Genomic DNA, 17,751 nt, shown 5'->3' with positions numbered 1-17,751 from the left:
TTTTATGATTTTGAGGAGGCATATATCATCATGAAAGAATTTGAGGGACGCACCGGTATCGTTACCGGCGGAAGCAGCGGGATCGGATACGCGATCGCAAATGTACTGGCCGAAAACGGGGCAACCGTATATGTGATCAGCCGTACCGGAAAGGAAAAAGAAGGTCTTGCGCCGTCTGCTCCCGGCGTGATCCATGTAAAGGGAGATGTCACGGATTATGATGCAATGAAAAATCTGATCGGAGAGATCGCAGGAAAATCCGGTCTCGATTTTCTCGTAAACAATGCCGGGATCACCAAAAAGGCACGCGCGGAAGTTTTCCCGATGGATGACTTTAAAAAGATCCTGGATGTGGACGTGACAAGTCTGTTCGCATTGAGCCAGATCTGCTACCCGTATTTAAAAGAGAGCAAACATAAAGGACGCATCATCAATATCAGCAGCATGGCCGCGCATCTCGGCTTCACCGAAGTCGTTCCGTACTGCGTCAGCAAATCTGCGGTCTGCGGTCTGACACGCGGGCTCGCCATCGAGTGGGCAAACGACAACATCTGTGTCAACAGCATCGCGCCGGGCTGGTTCCCGAGTGAGATGAACAAGCAGGTCATGACTCCAGAAAGAAAAGCCGCGATCCTCGCAAGAATGCCGGTTCATGCGTTCGGCGATACCAGGGATCTCGGTGCAATGGCTAAGTTCCTGATCAGCGATGGTGCCACCTACATCACCGGGCAGGATTTCGCGGTTGATGGAGGCGCACTGGCTTACGGATATTGATCCGGTTTTGTCCGGATCGGAGATTCCGCGAATTTCCCCGGTCATCAAAAAGTCCGCAGCATAAAAATTGCTGCGGACTTTTTTAGATGTATATGAGTTTTATGAAATACCTACATGAATCTGGATACTGCCTTGCGGATCTGCGGTCCTGCGATGATCGCGATGATGATCTTTGCGGTATCGCCCGGAAGATACGGGATCACGCCGACTCCGAGTCCTGCGACAAAGCTCATTCCAAGCTGGCCTGCAAGCCATGCCGTACCAAACGCGTAGCAGACTGCCATACCGAGGATCATGCCGATCACATGCATATAGATCTTTGTCGGGAACTTCTCAACGAAGAAGCCGACGATCGCTGCAAGGAAGATAAAACCGATGAGATATCCGCCGGTCGGTCCGAGAAGCTTGCCGACACCGCCGGAAAATCCGGAGAATACCGGAAGTCCTACGGTTCCCAGGAGCAGATATAAGACATAGCTCGCTACGGAAAGCTTTGTTCCAAGAATATATGCCATAAAGAAGATCACCAGGTTTGTCAGACTGATCGGTACCGGGCTTACCGGGATCGGAAGTGCCATCGGGGCAAGAATACAGGTGATCGCTGTCATCAGCGCTGTCACCGTCATCTGTGCAGTTGACATGTGGTGTTTTGCTGCTGTGTTTTCCATTTTTATTTTCCTCCCAACATCCATCGTTTCCGCTGCCGTGATCTGAACTGTGGATCTTCTGGATTCTGCATTCCGGCATATGTATCTCAAGATGGAATTGTTATAATTGACTCTTCCCATATCATACGCATGTTTCGTCCATTTGTCAACTTGTTTTTGTTTTATAGTTTACATTTCTTTGTCCCATTGTTGACAAATGCCGCCGCATCCAGATCCTTCTTCCCGGAAAAAAGTAATTTACAATCTTCTTTCATTCCATTTACCGCTTCCGGAAATCGTGCTATACTCTATGGGCTGTGATCCTGAAAAAGATCATGTTCCGACACATTCAGAGGTCTTTTACAGCCACATGCAGCTGATCTCAGCCTGCACTGATCAGGATCACACCAGATCTTACACACATCCTGTTTTCGACCTGGAGTAAATCATCAGGAGGTAATTATGGCAGCAGAAAATGATCTCGGCCGTGACAATATAAAAAAACTTGTGATCCGCATCGCGGTCCCCAGTATGCTGGCGCAGTTTGTCAGCGTTCTTTACAGCATCGTTGACCGCATGTATATCGGAAACATCCCTGTTTCCGGCGATATGGCGCTCGCCGGGGCCGGTGTCTGCGGTCCCGTTGTGACGATGATCGGCTCCGTCGCATTTCTCGTCGGGATCGGCGGTGCCCCGCTTATGAGCATGAAGATGGGACAAGGCGATAACAAGGCCGCCGAACGGATCCTCGCCAACTGTTTTTTAATGCTCGCGCTGTGTTCTGTCCTCATGGTCGCCTGTATCTACCCGATCCGGATCCCGATGCTGCGGTATTTCGGTGCGAGCGACACCACACTGCCCTACGCAAACGCGTACTTTACGATCTATCTGACAGGGACCGTATTCGCGCTCATGTCAACCGGCATGAATCAGTTTATCATCTGTCAGGGATTTGCGAAAACCGGTATGTACTCCGTCATCATCGGTGCGGTGTTAAATATTGTCCTGGATCCTGTATTTATCTTCGGTTTTCACATGGGGGTCTCCGGCGCCGCGACGGCAACAGTCCTCTCCCAGACGGCAAGCTGCGCCTTCGTGCTGAAAACGCTCTTCGGAAAGACTGTGCCGGTACGCATCACTTTCGGCGGTTATGACTGGCGGCTGATACGCAGGATCCTGACGATCGGCTTCACCCCATTCATCATCATCGCGATGGACAATGTCATGATCATCACGATGAACGCGATCCTTCAGAAATACGGCGGTGCGGCACGCGGCGATCTTCTCATCACCTGCGCGACGATCGCGCAGAGCTTCATGCTGGTCGTCACTATGCCTCTCGGGGGCATCACGAGCGGAACCCAGGCGGTCCTCGCTTACAATTTCGGAGCAGGAAACACCGACCGCGTAAAAGGTGCCCAGAAATATATCTTTATCCTGGCAGCGGCGTACACCACCTTGCTGTTTATCCTCGCACGCACCGTCGGCGGCTTGTTCGTCCGTCTCTTTACATCCGATCCGACGGTTGCCGCTGAGGCGCTCCGGGCGATCCGGATCTTCACGCTGGCGATCATCCCGCTGGCGTTCCAGTATGAGATCGTCGACGGTTTCACCGGGCTCGGTCAGGTACAGGTCGCTCTGCCGCTCTCATTCTTCCGAAAGGGCTTATATTTCGTCTCCCTGTTCCTGCTGCCTGCAATGTTCGGCGCGGAAGCGGCATTCTTTGCAGAACCGGTCTCCGATATCGCCGGACCGATCGTGTCGGCGATCGTATATATCGTTTCAATGAAGGGGATCCTGGCAAAAGCCGGGGAAAACTGATTTGATCAAAAAAGCACAGACTCTGTAGATTCCTTAGTTTAATCCATGGAATCCACAGAACCTGTGCTCTTTTTTTATTTTTACACGCTGCTGATTTTTATAGCAGATCAGTCAGGCCGCAAGATCAGTCATCATTCTCTTCGCTCTCAGTAAGAGTATATGTGAATCTCTTTCTCGCCATCTCATCGCTCTCAAGGTACTCGTCGTAGGTTGTGATCTTATCGATCAGCTGTCCGTTGACGATCTCCATGATACGGTTTGCAGTTGTCTCTACAACCTGGTGGTCACGGGAGGAGAAGATGATTACACCCGGGAACTTCTTCATTCCGTTGTTCAACGCAGTGATGGACTCCATGTCGAGATGGTCAGTCGGCTCATCGAACATCAGCACGTTCGCGCCGGAGATCATCATCTTGGAGAGCATACAGCGCACTTTCTCACCACCGGAGAGAACTTTTACCTTCTTCACACCGTCTTCACCGGCAAACAGCATTCTTCCGAGGAATCCGCGGACATAAGTAACATCCTTTTCCGGGGAATACTGGGTCAGCCAGTCTACGATCGTATCATCGTTGTTGAACTCGGCGCTGTTGTCCTTCGGGAAGTACGCCTGAGTCGTTGTGAGACCCCATTTGTAGCTTCCGGAATCCGGCTCCATCTCGCCTGCAAGGATCTTGAAGAGTGTTGTCTTCGCGATCTCGTTCGGGCCTACAAGTGCAACTTTATCTTCTCTTCCGAGTGTAAAGGAGATGTTGTCGAGAACCTTTACACCGTCGATCGTCTTTGTAAGTCCTTCAACAGAAAGCACTTCATTACCGATCTCACGCGCCGGGCGGAAGTCGATATACGGGTATTTTCTGCTGGACGGACGGATCTCATCGAGCTCGATCTTCTCTAAGGCACGTTTTCTGGATGTCGCCTGTTTGGACTTGGAAGCGTTCGCGGAGAATCTCTGGATGAACTCCTGTAACTCTTTGATCTTCTCCTCTTTCTTTCTGTTTGCTTCCTTCATCTGCTTGATCATTAACTGGCTGGACTCGAACCAGAAGTCGTAGTTTCCGGCATAGAGCTGAATCTTGCCGTAGTCGATATCAGCGATCTGTGTGCAGACCTTGTTTAAGAAGTAACGGTCATGGGATACAACGATGACCGTGTTCTCGAAGTTGATCAGGAACTCCTCGAGCCATGCGATCGCATCGAGATCCAGGTGGTTGGTCGGCTCGTCGAGGAGCAGGATATCCGGGTTGCCGAATAACGCCTGTGCGAGGAGAACCTTGACCTTCTGCGCGCCGAGGAGGTCTTTCATCATTTTGTAGTGGAGCTCTGTCTCGATTCCGAGACCGTTTAAGAGGTTCTCAGCGTCAGACTCTGCTTCCCACCCGTTCATTGTTGCGAACTCGCCCTCAAGTTCTGCTGCCTTGATCCCGTCCTCATCAGTGAACTCTTCTTTTGCGTAGATCGCGTCTTTTTCCTTCATGATATCGTAGAGGCGCTTGTTGCCCATGATAACGGTATCAAGAACTGTATATTCGTCGTATTTAAAGTGGTCCTGCTGTAAGAAAGAAAGACGCTGGCCCGGAGTGATCACAACCTCACCGTTTGTCGGTTCGAGCTGACCGGATAAGATCTTTAAGAACGTGGACTTTCCGGCACCGTTGGCACCGATGAGACCGTAGCAGTTTCCTTCTGTAAATTTAATGTTTACGTCTTCAAATAAAGCTTTTTTGCCGACACGGAGTGTCACATTATTTGCACTAATCATTTTCTAAATCTCCTTTTGACTGACAAGGGGTACCTGTGAAATACTTACGGATCCACGTACAATGTGGATCATAACACAAAATGCGCCTTAGCGCATCCCGCGCCGGGCACAAACACTCTGCCGCAGATCGATATATCCGGGCATAATCAAAATGGCAACTGTCCACAAATCATAAAATCAAGCCGAGCAGTTACCAAAGTCCTTCTTATTCTATTAGGAAATGCCGCATTTTGCAAGGCTTTTCTTGAAAAAAGCCTGTTTTAGGGGGAAATTTTATAGAGGTGCAGAAATTTCTATCATAAAAAGAATATGCCCTGGCACATTCTCGCGCCGAGCGCGGTCGCCTGCGACATCCTTCATCTTCACGCGAGCGCGCATCTTAGGCATGCAATGCCTTTTTATTTAACAGGAAGTTCCATCGGAATTTCCTGTTCAACAAACAAAAAACCGCCGCTCCGGATATTCCCGGAACGGCAGCTCTTTGTTTTCTCTTTTATTCGAATTAGAGTTTAACTACGTTAACAGCGCGAAGCTTCTTGCTGTTCTTCGGATCCTGCTCTGTGTCGAAAGTAACCTTCTGGCCCTCTTCAAGAGTCTTGAAGCCGTCGCCTACGATTGCAGAGAAGTGTACGAATACGTCGTCGCCGCCGTTGTCGTTGGAGATGAATCCGTAGCCTTTCTCAGAATTGAACCACTTAACTGTACCGTTGTTCATTTTGGTACCTCCATAAAAAATTGAATTTTTCCGTACTAAGCCCTACTGGAAATCTCCACACATCGCTGATGGTCTTTATTTCAAAAAACTCACATGCTTTTGTAATTCATCGTATCGCGCAAATGACTTACAAAAACATGTGAGTTCAATAGTGCATCGGAATTAACTTAACAATATCACAATTCCGGTCCGGTGTCAATCGAATTTCCAAGAAACGGGCGGTCTGTTTTCCCCTTACAAACCGCCCGTTTTTCCTTATTTTCCGGCACTGTACCGCGTACGGCACACATCTGTTGTTATCGACAAAAGCCGACTCTGTCACTCGGTATTTTTGTCCTGTGACCGCACCGTCAGAACCGTCCAAATGTATCCACAAGCCATGAAAGATGGTTGATGTGATCCTGGTTCAGTTCGTCCGGTTTCATTCTCCATCTCCAGTTGTTTCCAACTGTTCCCGGAGTGTTCATTCTCGCCCAGTTGTCCAGTTTCAGGATATCCTGAGCCTGGAAGATGACAACACTCGCGACAGACGCATAGGCGGTCTTCAGGACCTTGTCTACGACCTCATGCTGATGGGAGACGCCCATGTAATCCGCAATGTACTGTAATTCCCACCACTGGCGCTCTTCCGGCTTAAAATAGCCCACCAGAGTCTCATTGTCGTGAGTTCCGCCGTAAACGACAGAATTCGGAGAGTACATATGCGGGAGATGCTCGTTGAAGCGGTCACCGCTGAATGCAAACTCGATGATCTTCATTCCCGGATAGCCGGTCTCCTCGAGAAGTTCCTTGACTTCCGGAACAAAGATCCCGAGGTCCTCCGCGATGATCTTCGTGTCCCCGATGACCATGTTGATCGCATCCGTGAGTTTCTTTCCCGGTCCCTTTAACCATTCTCCGGTCTTTCCGTCCTCGGAACCGGCCGGGATCGCGTAATACTGGGTCACGCCGATAAAGTGGTCGATGCGGACTACATCATACAGGCGGGCGGACGCTTTCATACGCTCCTTCCACCATGCAAAATCTGTCTTTTCCTGGACATCCCAGCGGTACAGCGGGTTGCCCCAGAGCTGTCCCGTCTCACTGAAGGCATCCGGCGGAACTCCGGCAACCTTGAGCGGAGTCAGGTTTTCCTCGTCCAGAAGGAATAATTCCGGATGTGTCCAGACGTCCGCACTGTCAAGCGCCACATAGATCGGAATATCACCGATGATGGAGATTCCCTGTTCATTCGCGTATGTGCGGAGTTTTCCCCACTGCTGGTAAAACTTATACTGCAGGAATTTCCAGAAGTCGATCTCGTCCTTTAACTCCTCACGGTAGGACTCCACTGCCTCTTTTTTGCGGAAGCGGATGTCTTCCGGCCAGGCCAGCCATTCTTTATTATCAAAATGGAACTTTAGTGCCATGTAGAACGCGTAATCGTTCAGCCAGTACCAGCTGTCCATGCAGAACTTCTCGTAGCCCTGTTCCTCCCGGTACTCACTTCTCGCATACGCTTTTTTAAGCAGCGGGAAACGGTACCAGAACACTGCATCATATGCCACCTGGGTCGGATTATCGCCCCAGTAGCAGGCGTTGATCTCATCCTGTGTGAGAAGTCCCTCTTTCACCAGTGTGTCCAGATCGATAAAATACGGATTCCCCGCAAACGCGGAAAACGACTGATACGGGCTGTCCCCGTAGCTTGTCGGTCCGACCGGCAGAACCTGCCAGTATTTCTGTCTTGCCTTCTTCAAAAAGTCCACAAACTCATAGGCCGCACTGCCAAATGTACCGATTCCATACGGTGACGGCAAACTTGACACCGGCATTAAAATTCCGGCTCCGCGCTCCAGCATTGTCTTCATATGTGTATCCCCTTCTGTCCGGCAGATCCCCGCCGGTTTGTCGTCTTTTACCATTCAGCATTTTACCGTCCATAACGGCTCACAGCCCGGCACATATTATGCGCAGGGCTGTTGCTGATTTCTTCTGTATCGTCCACCTTTTACGCGCTGCTGTTCATGCCTTACGCAGACAGCTGCAGAAATTTCCTGGTGAATTAACGATTCTTCTTGATTCTCTCGTCATTCTCAAGAACTTTCTTCGCGATCATAATGAAGTGTAGCTTGAAGTTATCCTCTGTATCGTTTACGTCAAGTCCGGTGTTGATGCGGACCATATTTAAGCTTGTTTTTACATCATCCTCAGACATTCCGAGCTGTCTTGCAGTCTCAGCGATGTCCTCTTTGCATTTGTAGTATTTCGCGAGAACCCGCTTCTCAGTCTCACCGAGCTGTTTTAATACGGTTCTGGTAAGGCGGTCACCGAAGTTTACAACCATCTGGTTGATACTGCTGTAGATCTCCATTCCCATGTATTCAAGGATCACACGGTCTTTCTTGAAGATCTCGCCGGCTTTTACTGCATCCTGGGCATTGCTGTATGTATGCTTGATGCCTTTGATGCCGCTCTCGATCGTACCGATGCCGACACGGATCTTTCTGTCGGACTCGATCTTTTCAACTTCCTGAAGAGCAGTCTCCTTGATCTGCGGGATCAGGTCGCGCATTCCGGACTTATCTTTCATGATCAGGATCACACAGTCACCGCTGTCGCAGGTAATGATCTGTTTGCCGCCGATCTTTTTGTTGATGTCGGAGAGAGCGATGATCGCATTTGCCGCATTTGTAAGTTTCTCGCGGTCTTCCGGTTTTACGTTCATATCAGACGGATACTGGAATGATACCGCCATAAAGGTGTCCATATCCACGTCGAATCCAAGCTGTCTTCCAAACTGTTTTACCAGATCCTCGTCCTCGTAATATCCGATCACGATGTCGTTAAAGTAAGCTGATAATGTGATATCTGTCGTGTTCTTGTTCATGAAATACACCCCTCATTTCTATATATTCGCCGCCGCTCTTTCTGTCCCTTCACCGGATCCGTATGCGGCGGACAATGCTCTCCGGGAAAGCTTAATTATAAGAAAAATCCTCGTATTTGTCAAGATGTCTGACAATGTTTCTTAGTATTGCTATGACTTTTTGCAATTATGAAAGATACCGGCATTAAAACCAGCCTTCAAATGGATTTTATCTCGTTCCAGGCGCTTTTAGTTTACATAACTTTTCAGAAAAATTGCCTGCTGCTGTCTTTCCGAAATTAACTCAGCATCTCACCTATCTTTTCCAGCGTATCCGCCTCGTAATCCACATGCACCCCGGCCGTGTTCTCCTGGTGGTGCGGATTGTACCACAGAGTATCGATTCCGGCATTGTTTCCTCCACGGATGTCAGAAGTCAGGGAGTCACCGATGATCAGCATGTTCTCCACATCGTTTCTGCCCATCTTTTCAAAGCAGTAATCAAAATACTCCTGCTGCGGTTTCTGGTATCCGGATTCCTCGGAAACATAGATTCCCTGAAACAGCTTGTCCAGGCCTGCTGCCGCGAGGCGTTTATACTGGGTCTCCGCCACGCCGTTTGTGACGATATGAAGCTCATAATGATTCTTTAAGCCATTAAGGAGGTCCATGACTCCGTCTAAGAGAAACGCACTCTCATTTAATGTCTGGCGGTACAATCCATCGACCTCAGCGCCATTTACCTTGATTCCGAAGTCACTGAAGAAATCCTCAAATCGCAGGTTTAACACCTGCTCTCTCGTGATCTCCCCGCGCTCTAACTTCTGCCAGTAGCTTTTGTTCAAATGGTGGTACTTCTGCACATTCTCCTCTGTAGCCGGTACGCCAAAGTGGGTGAGTACCCGATCGATGCCGATCCTCTCCGCCTTGTCGAAATCCAGAAGTGTTCCATCCACATCCAAAAGAAGCACCTGGTATTTTTTCATGACTTGTTTTCTCCTGTTCTTTATTTCTCACACTTCTCAGCTTTGCCTCCTCCTGCATTGCTGAAAACAGCTGCACTCCCCGGATCCAGCTCCAACCGGACTCTCTGAGTCTTATCAGCCCGATGCCAGGGAGCTCTGCTGTATGTTCTTAATCCTTGTATACAATCTTTCCGCCGCAGATCGTATACTTCACACGTCCGAAAAGCTTTGTTCCGATAAACGGCGTGTTGTGGGACTTGGACGCGATCTCATCATCTGTAACGGTCCATTCCTCGTTCTCATTGAAGATCACGATATCGGCATCCCCGCCCTCTGTCAGATATCCCTTATCAAAGTGATACAGCTTCGCCGGATTCACGCACATCTTCTCCACAAGCTGCATGGTAGTCAGGTGGCCTTTCTTCACAAGCTCTGTCACCGCAAGGCCGAGAGCAGTCTCAAGACCGATAATTCCGCTCGGTGCTTTCCATACCGGGATAACTGCCTTTTCCTCCGCGCTGTGCGGAGCGTGGTCGGTGGCGATCATGTCGATGGAACCGTCCTTGATTCCCTCGATAATGCCCTCGCGGTCCTTCGCGGTTCTAAGGGGCGGGTTCATCTTCGCCATTGCGCCATGTTCTAAAACAGCGGTCTCATCTAATGTGAAATGGTGAGGTGTGACCTCCGCTGTCACATTTGCGCCAAGCTCTTTCGCAAGCTTCACAGCCTTTACAGATGTGGCGGAGCTGATATGCTGGATATTGACTGACGCGCCTGTGTGCAGGGCGATCATGCAGTCACGAGCCACGAGAGAATCCTCGGCAAGTGCCGGGGAACCTGTGATTCCAAGCTCTTTTGCGACTGCACCTGCGTTGATTCCGTTCTCGGAGATGAATGCCGGATCTTCCTCATGGAAGCTCAGCGGTACATTTAGCTCTTTCGCCTTCTTCATGGCCTCGTAGACGAGTTTCTCGTTCATCAGCGGGATTCCATCGTCTGTGAATCCAACGGCTCCTGCTGCCTTTAAGGCGTCCATATCCGTGAGCTCCTGCCCCTTCATTCCAACAGAAACGCATGCGGCCGGAAGAACATTGATGCCTGTCTTCTTTCCTTCTTCGATGATATATTTTACGGTCTCCACATTGTCTACCGGCGGTTTTGTATTTGCCATGGTGACAACCGTTGTGTATCCGCCTTTTTTCGCTGCAGCGGAACCTGTCTGGATATCCTCTTTGTATGTAAGTCCCGGATCACGGAAGTGAACATGGACGTCAATGAGGCCCGGCGCTACGACACAGCCGTCTGCGTCGATCACCTGCTCATAGCTTCCATCATCTTCCACTTTTCCGATGGTCTTTATCTTTCCGCCATCAATGACAACGTCCAGGATCCCGTCGGTATTGCTCTTTGCGTCTACTACTCGTCCGTTTTTAATCAGAATCATCTTAGCTCCTCCTGTTTTATCTGTTTCTATGTTTCCTATCTCTGACCGGCTGCTATTTTTCCAGTGAGAACAGTTTCCGTCATTTCTGCCTGATGTGTGAATTTTTCATATATCTGGCTGTCGGACCTTTTCATTATTTTCTTGTCGGCACGATCTCCAGCCAGTAATTATCCGGATCTGTGATAAAGTAGATCCCCATCTTCTCATTTTCAAAGCAGATGCATCCCATCTCTTTGTGCTTTGCGTGAGCCGCCTCGAAATCATCTACCCGGAATGCAAGATGGAACTCGTTGTCTCCAAGATCATAGTGATCCTTCTCCCAGTCCCTGAGCCATGTGAGTTCCAGCTGGTGCGGTGTCACGCCGTCTCCGAGGTAAACCAGGATAAAGCTCCCGTCCGCCGCTTCTTTTCTTCTTACTTCCTTTAATCCAAGAGCTTCCTCATAAAATTTTAAGGACTTGTCAAGATCTGTGACATTAAAATTATTGTGCGCAAATGTGAATTTCATGGTGTTCTCCTCTCAATTTATATTTGTTCACATTACGATGTCGGGGACAAAAGAATCCCTGTATAATTATGCAAAATGTCATCCGGCTGGATTGCATCTGATACCATGGAAATTTCAAGCTTATACTCCGTTCCCTCTTCGCCAATTGAGCCATGTACCGGTACATACCGGTCAAAGCAGACATTTTGTTTTTTCTTTGTTGTGACAATTAGAGCAACGTACTCTTCGGTTGTCAGAAGCTTGTAGTAAACATCTTCTTCCGGAAATGTATTTCTCGCCCGGTCGATCATATCTGCATAGCTGTAATTTTCTGATCCATCAGCAGGACCGGGCCTTTTTTCGTTGATCGCAGCCTGCAGTTTTTCTAAAACAGCTGCCGTTCTTGCCTCATTTTTCCTTTGTTTGATTTCTGACGCAGTACTCACCTGCAGTGAAATGATCAGTACGATTCCTGTCGCGCCAATTATGGTCATCAACCATGCAGCGACTATCTTTGATTTCTTTTTCTTCTCTTCCTCTCTTGTAAGCCGGGTACAGGAAAATTTTTTTACAAAGGAGGACTGATTTTCATTTCCGTAAGCAATAATGGCATCTATTGTGTCATATCCCTTTTCAACACTGTACTTTTTCCAGACATCATACTCTGAATAAAACTTTTCCATCCTGTCGTAGAAGCGCGGAAACCATCCTGTGTACCGCTTCCTTCGAATGAAAAATACGCTGATTCCGCCAATAAGGATCGTAAAATATCCGACTCCTATCACCCCGTAATAAAGGCCTTCTATTTTCGATACCTGTTTTTCCGGCAGTATGGCAAGGAAATGATACTCACCATCCGTTTCCTTCTCCCAGTATGTCTGAAGCCTGTTTCCGTAAGAATACTGTACCGGATCCATTCCAAGTTCGGCAAGTGTATACTGTACATGCTCACCTTTATTTGGATCTTTCAGACGCAATGACTGTCCATCTTCCTGTACAACTGCGATGACATTCTTTTTTCCTGTGAGTTTATAGCCCGTTATGCTCTGAAAAGGATCATACAGCCCAGCGCCGAAAAACCATGTCAATGATAAGATCATATAAATAACGAATAGTGTTATGAGTTCTTTCCACACGTTATATTTCAATGACTTCTCTATCATTTCTTTTTCGTACTCAGGAATTCCAGGTAATGTAATATACCAGGAAGCAAACCGTTCTCTTTTCGCTTCTTCATCCATCACTTTCCCGATATTCATTGAGGTCGCAAGCTGCATTTTATTCCCCCTCTCAGATTTCCCAGCCTTCTCCCTCTTCATGGATCTCAACGATCCTGTCACGGTATCCCGCCGAACACGGCATTTTTTTCAGCCGCTCCGCCACATCGTATTCCCCCCAGAAGTGCATCGGGAAAATATGTTTCGCGTCGACTTCCTTCACGAAATCATCGATTCCCAAGTAAAAATATTCACCGAGTCTCGGATCCAGCGGCAGGAACGCAATATCCGCTGTCCGCCCGTGCATCTTCGAGATCTCTTCCTGGTACGCTTTCGCCATGTTCTTATTCCACTGCGGATCTTCCCCATCCCAATACCAGTGATTCAGGTCGCCTGCATGGTAAATCTCCAGATCATCCACACTGCACCAGAACGCGACGCCCTCATCTGTAGACTTAAATCCCTCGACCTTCAGCGTTCCATCATCCAGCACCTGCCCCGGATTTAAAAATTCTGTCTTTCCTTTACAAGATTCCGGAACCCGCTTACTCCAGATATCAAATGCCAGAATATAATAGATCTTCGGATGTTTCTCCTCCAGTTCAAAAATCACCTTTGAAAAATGATCCGGATGTCTGTGACTGGCGAACACATAGAGCGGCTTTTCCTCAGAAAACTCCGGCAGTTTTCCCTGAAAATAGTCAAACAGCAGATACGCCGATTCCGTCTCCACAAGAAATGCGCTGTGATGAATGTATGTGATCTTCATGTCTTAAAACCTCTTTCCGCACTTCGGGCAATAGTCAAAATTTTCTTTCGTCTCATAGCCACAGTTTGAACACCGCTTCACCGGCACATCCCAGGCCGGGGCATCATGCCCCTCTGAAACAAGGGTAAGGTCTTCCTCCCGGATCGGCACATCCTCTCCTGCGGCGATCCGCTTTCCGACTTCCTCGTCCAGCTGGTAAACGGTCCCGCAGCAGCTTGTCTTCACATAATATTTTCGTCCCCACTTAAAGATTGGAATAAAGAAAAAGGACAGGCACATATAGGTCATAAACACCTGATACCGTCCATATCTCCCGCAGCGGCCACAGATCATCGCCGCCGCGTTATAAACCAGCTCTTTTGTTCCCTGAGTAATTCCGCCAATAAAAAACATTGGGTTCCTCCAGTAATCTTATTTTAATAGCCTAAATTTTCCCCAACGATCACAACCTTGATCCGTCCGTCATATCGGGATCTCCGTGTAACAACGATCGAACAGCACATACAGTCGGGGGACTGGCAGTCCATGCAGACTCCCTTTACACCACATGGCGTTTTCCGGCCGGTAGCATCTGCAATGATCGGACAAGCCTGCGTCTGGATCCGGTCGATCCCATCCTCAATACTCCGCACTATCTTATTCATTCCGACAACAATAATCACCTGCTTTGGTCCATGGATCAGACAGGCCACACGGTTTCCCGCACCGTCAATATTGACCAGTTCGCCTTTTACAGTGATTGCATTCGTTCCCATAAGGAAACAGTCCGCACTGCAGGAGCCGAGATATGACGGATTTCCCATCGTCTCTTTATCTTTCATCGGGTAATCCCGCATCTCATGCCCGGATTTTTCCAATTCAGCCAGGATTCCCAGCTCCCGGATCGATGCCGAGCCGCCCCAGCCGATGGAAGCGCCAGGTTCGATCAGCGAGAGGACCGTTTCCACTGCCGCTTCCTTATCCCGGCAATAGATCCCCTCCATATTTCTTTTTTTCAAATTACAAATGACATTTTCGGCCATCCGTTTTTTTGCGTCCTCCAGCATTGTATCTCGCTCCTTTACAACTGCTGACCATCGTTTTGCCGATGCTTCGCATTCCAGATCGGCAAAATCCACCGCTGTATTGAGCAGAATTTTCAGTTCGGAAAATTCCGATCCGTATACAGCAACCACTTTCTCAGTGCTAATTGTAGCATACTATTCCCATATCTTGCAATTCCTGCTCAAATATTTTATACTGGAATTCATCAGCATGCTACTGTTCGTGCCTTGCGCAAACAGTGGCATCGGCGTCCATTTGACCCGCTGCGTGACTATCCGAAACACAATTTTAGGAAAGAGGAAAATATTTTGAGTATAAATCCAATGATGTTTCTGCAGTTCAAAAGCTCCTGGCAGACCTTTACCAGAAATCATCCGAAATTCCCGGCTTTCTGGCGTGCGGTCTACAAACATGGCATTCAGGAAAACATGATCATCGAATTTAAGGTTATCGAACCGGACGGAAAGGAACTTGCCTCCAACATCCGCGTGACAAAATCCGATCTGGAGCTTTTTGAGAATCTGAAAAAAATGATCACAGACCAGTAAGTCTTTTTCTTGCAATTTATGTATGAGTATTCTATACTTTATATGTCAGTGTCAGGCAGGATAACGCCGCGCTGACCACACTTTCCCGGTTTAAATCCCGGATCTTCGCTGTCACTGTCAGGATCTCCGGTATTGTAAACTGTGGTATTCATTTAATCATGGAGGACAAACTTATGCTGGAAACTGGAATAAAAGGAAGACAGGAAGTTGTTGTCTCTGACGCAAACTCCGCAAAAACAATGGGAAGCGGCACACTCGACGTGTTCGCGACACCGGCTATGACCGCTTTAATGGAAAAGACCGCCTGGATGAGCGTTGCTGATCAGCTCGACGAGGGCTGCGGTACTGTGGGTACACTCTTAAACGTAACACACGACGCACCGACACCGCTTGGAATGACCGTATGGTGCGAGACTGAACTTGTCGAGGTAGACGGACGCCGCCTCGTATTTGATGTTGCCGCTTACGATGCCAAAGGAAAGATCGGCGGAGGCCGCCACGAGCGCTTCATTATCCAGAATGAGAAGTTTCAGGCGAAAGCGAATAAGAAAGCTGAGCAGTAATTTTTCTTCCGCCAGACTGAAATATGCAATTCATTTTTACCACCCGCTGGAATTTCCTGCCGGGTGGTATTTTTGATACCTGCAGTTCCCGCACTTTGCATGGAACTTCGAATACTTTCCCACTTTATCCGGGAACTATTTCATACATCTTTATGGAGACTTTATGATCACAAAAGCTTTAAAAAACTTCAACATCCGCCAGATTGCCGACTCCGGTCAGTGTTTCCGCATGGTTCCGTGTGATCCGAATCGTTCACAGACGGCTTACCGGGTTATCAGCGGCAGACATTTTCTCATCATAGAACAGCATGGAGATGAGGTGACTTTCCACTGTCCAAATGATGAGTTCGCATTCTGGGAACATTATTTTGACCTTGAGACGGATTATGATGCTTATATCCGGGCGATCGATCCGATGGATGATTATCTCTCGAAGGCGGCAGCTTTCGGCAATGGGATACGGATCCTGAATCAGGATCTCTGGGAGATGATCATTACGTTTATTATCTCACAGCAGAAAACGATCCCTGCGATCCGGGCACTGGTGGAAGCGCTGAGCGAAAAATATGGGACACGACATAAAATTCCCCCGACTGTCTCTGGATACTATTATGCTTTTCCAACCCCTGAAGAGTTAAACCGTGCCTCTCTGGATGATCTTCTCGCCTTAAAGCTCGGCTACCGCGCCAAGTACATCAAGCGGACCTGCGAGGACATCTGCTCCGGAAAGCTGGATCTTGACCGCCTGCGAGGGATGAACTATGCGGACTCCATGGAAGCTCTTCTTTCCTGCTATGGAATCGGCGTCAAGGTTGCCAACTGCATCTGCCTCTTCGGCCTTCACCATATCGGTGCTTTCCCGGTGGACACCTGGATCAAAAAGATCCTGCTGCGGGAGTACGCCCCGAAAAGCCACTGTACCGGACATGTCCCGGAAACGCGGCTCTGCGAGGCGCTGATCGCGGAGAACTTCTCGAAATATCCGGGATTTGCAGGTGTGCTGCAGCAGTATATCTTCTTTTATGAGAGAGAATTTTCGCAAAAAAATACTGCAGGATACGAACGGAATCAAATATAACAGGTGATTCCATCGAAATTTCCTGGTGAATAAAAAGCCACCGGAAAGGTCGTCACTCATAAAACAGCATAGAGTTGTTTTCGAGAAACGGCACAGCTTCGGCTATGCCGTTTCTCCGTTTTACAGGTCAGCGAGCAAGGACGCGGGGAGTATTCCCACAAGGTCATAGGATATTTGCACGTTCCGTTTTCTATTTTCCATTCGCAGTTCTCCTTTCACTACCTACAACACCGCAGGAGGCGGTTTTGCCAAAGTTTCAGAGAAAGGTTTTTCAAAAAGTTTTCTCACTTCTTAATACGGAGAAAATCGAAAAATGCCAATTCTATAATGCAAAATTTTCAAACTATTGACAAAGCTCCCTCTTTACTGTATCATATAACAGTGATATATAACGATGTTATATGAGAGGAGTGAGTTAATGAATGAAGTAGAGCAGACGACATTACACTTAATTCTTTCAGCCGCCATGCAAGAATTTCTTGAAAAAGGCTTTAAGTCCGCTTCTTTGCGGAATATTGTCAAGACGGCGGGCGTGACAACTGGGGCGTTTTATGGTTACTATGACAGCAAGGAAGAATTATTTGAAGCGTTAGTCGGCGAACATTACAACTTTCTATTAGATTGCTTTCGCAAGGCGCAAAAAGAATTTGCAGAAATCCCGCCAGAGGAGCAGCCTGACAATCTTACCTCTACTTCCGGCGAGTGTATGTATGAAATGCTTTTGTACGCCTATGAACACTTGAATGAATTTAAGCTCATTCTTTGTTGTTCCGAGGGAACGCGCTTTTCAAAGCTGATTGACGAAATGGTGGAAATAGAAACAAATGCAACACATGATTATTTAATAGTTCTTGAAAAGCTCGGCAGACCTGCCCCACCCATTGATGAACGGTTGGAGCATATCTTAATCACAGGAATGTTCAACACTTTTTTTGAATTGATTATACATGAAATGCCGCTTGAAGAAGCAAAGCATTATCTAAAAGAAATGAGAGCCTTTTACACCGCAGGGTGGATGAAAATTATGGGGCAATAAGCCCTATAATTTTTACATGCAAGTTAGTTGTTG

Annotated in this window: 18 protein-coding genes; 6 read left to right on the top strand and 12 right to left on the bottom strand. The window is 48.1% G+C overall.

What is annotated here, in order from left to right:
• Positions 1–30: 30 nt before the first annotated feature.
• Positions 31–774: an SDR family NAD(P)-dependent oxidoreductase gene (locus tag GPK90_RS06810; protein ID WP_215702579.1), complete on the top strand. Its 744-nt coding sequence runs from the start codon at positions 31–33 to the stop codon at positions 772–774.
• 110 nt (positions 775–884) lie between these two features.
• On the opposite strand, the gene GPK90_RS06805 is transcribed toward GPK90_RS06810, so the two are convergent.
• Complete coding sequence (locus tag GPK90_RS06805; RefSeq protein ID WP_118532689.1) at positions 885–1,442, bottom strand: biotin transporter BioY; 558 nt, start codon at positions 1,440–1,442, stop codon at positions 885–887.
• Positions 1,443–1,883: 441 nt separating this feature from the next.
• On the opposite strand from GPK90_RS06805, the gene GPK90_RS06800 reads away from it, so the two are divergent.
• Positions 1,884–3,242: an MATE family efflux transporter gene (locus tag GPK90_RS06800; protein ID WP_215702578.1), complete on the top strand. Its 1,359-nt coding sequence runs from the start codon at positions 1,884–1,886 to the stop codon at positions 3,240–3,242.
• A gap of 124 nt (positions 3,243–3,366) precedes the next feature.
• On the opposite strand, the gene GPK90_RS06795 is transcribed toward GPK90_RS06800, so the two are convergent.
• The 11 genes from GPK90_RS06795 to GPK90_RS06745 all read right to left on the bottom strand — a co-directional run bounded on the left by GPK90_RS06795 (position 3,367) and on the right by GPK90_RS06745 (position 14,495).
• Positions 3,367–5,004: an ABC-F family ATP-binding cassette domain-containing protein gene (locus GPK90_RS06795; RefSeq protein ID WP_118297534.1), complete on the bottom strand. Its 1,638-nt coding sequence runs from the start codon at positions 5,002–5,004 to the stop codon at positions 3,367–3,369.
• A gap of 502 nt (positions 5,005–5,506) precedes the next feature.
• The gene (locus GPK90_RS06790; RefSeq protein ID WP_015552243.1) at positions 5,507–5,719 is read right to left on the bottom strand and encodes a cold-shock protein; all 213 of its coding nucleotides are present in this window, start codon (positions 5,717–5,719) and stop codon (positions 5,507–5,509) included.
• A gap of 350 nt (positions 5,720–6,069) precedes the next feature.
• Entirely contained in the window at positions 6,070–7,569 is a 1,500-nt protein-coding gene (malQ, locus tag GPK90_RS06785; RefSeq protein ID WP_215702577.1) for a 4-alpha-glucanotransferase, read from the bottom strand.
• Between the two features lie 194 nt (positions 7,570–7,763).
• The gene (locus GPK90_RS06780) at positions 7,764–8,588 is read right to left on the bottom strand and encodes a hypothetical protein (RefSeq protein WP_117515863.1); all 825 of its coding nucleotides are present in this window, start codon (positions 8,586–8,588) and stop codon (positions 7,764–7,766) included.
• A gap of 278 nt (positions 8,589–8,866) precedes the next feature.
• Complete coding sequence (locus tag GPK90_RS06775; protein ID WP_215702576.1) at positions 8,867–9,553, bottom strand: YjjG family noncanonical pyrimidine nucleotidase; 687 nt, start codon at positions 9,551–9,553, stop codon at positions 8,867–8,869.
• 148 nt (positions 9,554–9,701) lie between these two features.
• Positions 9,702–10,976: a dihydroorotase gene (locus tag GPK90_RS06770; RefSeq protein WP_215702575.1), complete on the bottom strand. Its 1,275-nt coding sequence runs from the start codon at positions 10,974–10,976 to the stop codon at positions 9,702–9,704.
• 133 nt (positions 10,977–11,109) lie between these two features.
• Entirely contained in the window at positions 11,110–11,484 is a 375-nt protein-coding gene (locus tag GPK90_RS06765) for a VOC family protein (protein WP_015552238.1), read from the bottom strand.
• A 32-nt stretch (positions 11,485–11,516) separates the two neighbouring features.
• Complete coding sequence (locus GPK90_RS06760) at positions 11,517–12,740, bottom strand: hypothetical protein (RefSeq protein WP_215702574.1); 1,224 nt, start codon at positions 12,738–12,740, stop codon at positions 11,517–11,519.
• Positions 12,741–12,753: 13 nt separating this feature from the next.
• On the bottom strand, positions 12,754–13,449 hold the full coding sequence (locus tag GPK90_RS06755) for an MBL fold metallo-hydrolase (RefSeq protein WP_215702573.1): 696 nt from the start codon (positions 13,447–13,449) through the stop codon (positions 12,754–12,756).
• Positions 13,450–13,452: 3 nt separating this feature from the next.
• A complete protein-coding gene (locus tag GPK90_RS06750; protein ID WP_215702572.1) occupies positions 13,453–13,842 on the bottom strand; it encodes a zinc ribbon domain-containing protein in 390 nt (129 codons plus the stop codon).
• Between the two features lie 23 nt (positions 13,843–13,865).
• Positions 13,866–14,495 carry a lactate utilization protein gene (locus GPK90_RS06745; protein ID WP_215702571.1) on the bottom strand — a complete coding sequence of 210 codons (630 nt, stop codon included), beginning with the start codon at positions 14,493–14,495 and terminating at the stop codon, positions 13,866–13,868.
• Between the two features lie 306 nt (positions 14,496–14,801).
• On the opposite strand from GPK90_RS06745, the gene GPK90_RS06740 reads away from it, so the two are divergent.
• The 4 genes from GPK90_RS06740 (at position 14,802) to GPK90_RS06725 (ending at position 17,718) form a co-directional block, all read left to right on the top strand.
• Positions 14,802–15,041, top strand: a complete 240-nt coding sequence (locus GPK90_RS06740) for a hypothetical protein (protein WP_252197379.1) — start codon at positions 14,802–14,804, stop codon at positions 15,039–15,041.
• Between the two features lie 173 nt (positions 15,042–15,214).
• The gene (locus tag GPK90_RS06735; RefSeq protein WP_021905862.1) at positions 15,215–15,604 is read left to right on the top strand and encodes a thioesterase family protein; all 390 of its coding nucleotides are present in this window, start codon (positions 15,215–15,217) and stop codon (positions 15,602–15,604) included.
• 163 nt (positions 15,605–15,767) lie between these two features.
• Positions 15,768–16,682, top strand: coding sequence for a DNA-3-methyladenine glycosylase family protein (locus GPK90_RS06730; RefSeq protein ID WP_215702570.1), 915 nt, complete (start codon positions 15,768–15,770; stop codon positions 16,680–16,682).
• Positions 16,683–17,100: 418 nt separating this feature from the next.
• Entirely contained in the window at positions 17,101–17,718 is a 618-nt protein-coding gene (locus tag GPK90_RS06725) for a TetR/AcrR family transcriptional regulator (RefSeq protein ID WP_015553531.1), read from the top strand.
• Positions 17,719–17,751 lie beyond the last annotated feature (33 nt).

This window comes from Clostridium sp. MCC344 (assembly GCF_018785365.1).
GTDB lineage: Bacteria > Bacillota > Clostridia > Lachnospirales > Lachnospiraceae > Pilosibacter.
Note: the sequence above shows the minus strand (reverse complement) of the source record. Positions and strands in the feature narration are given on the sequence as shown.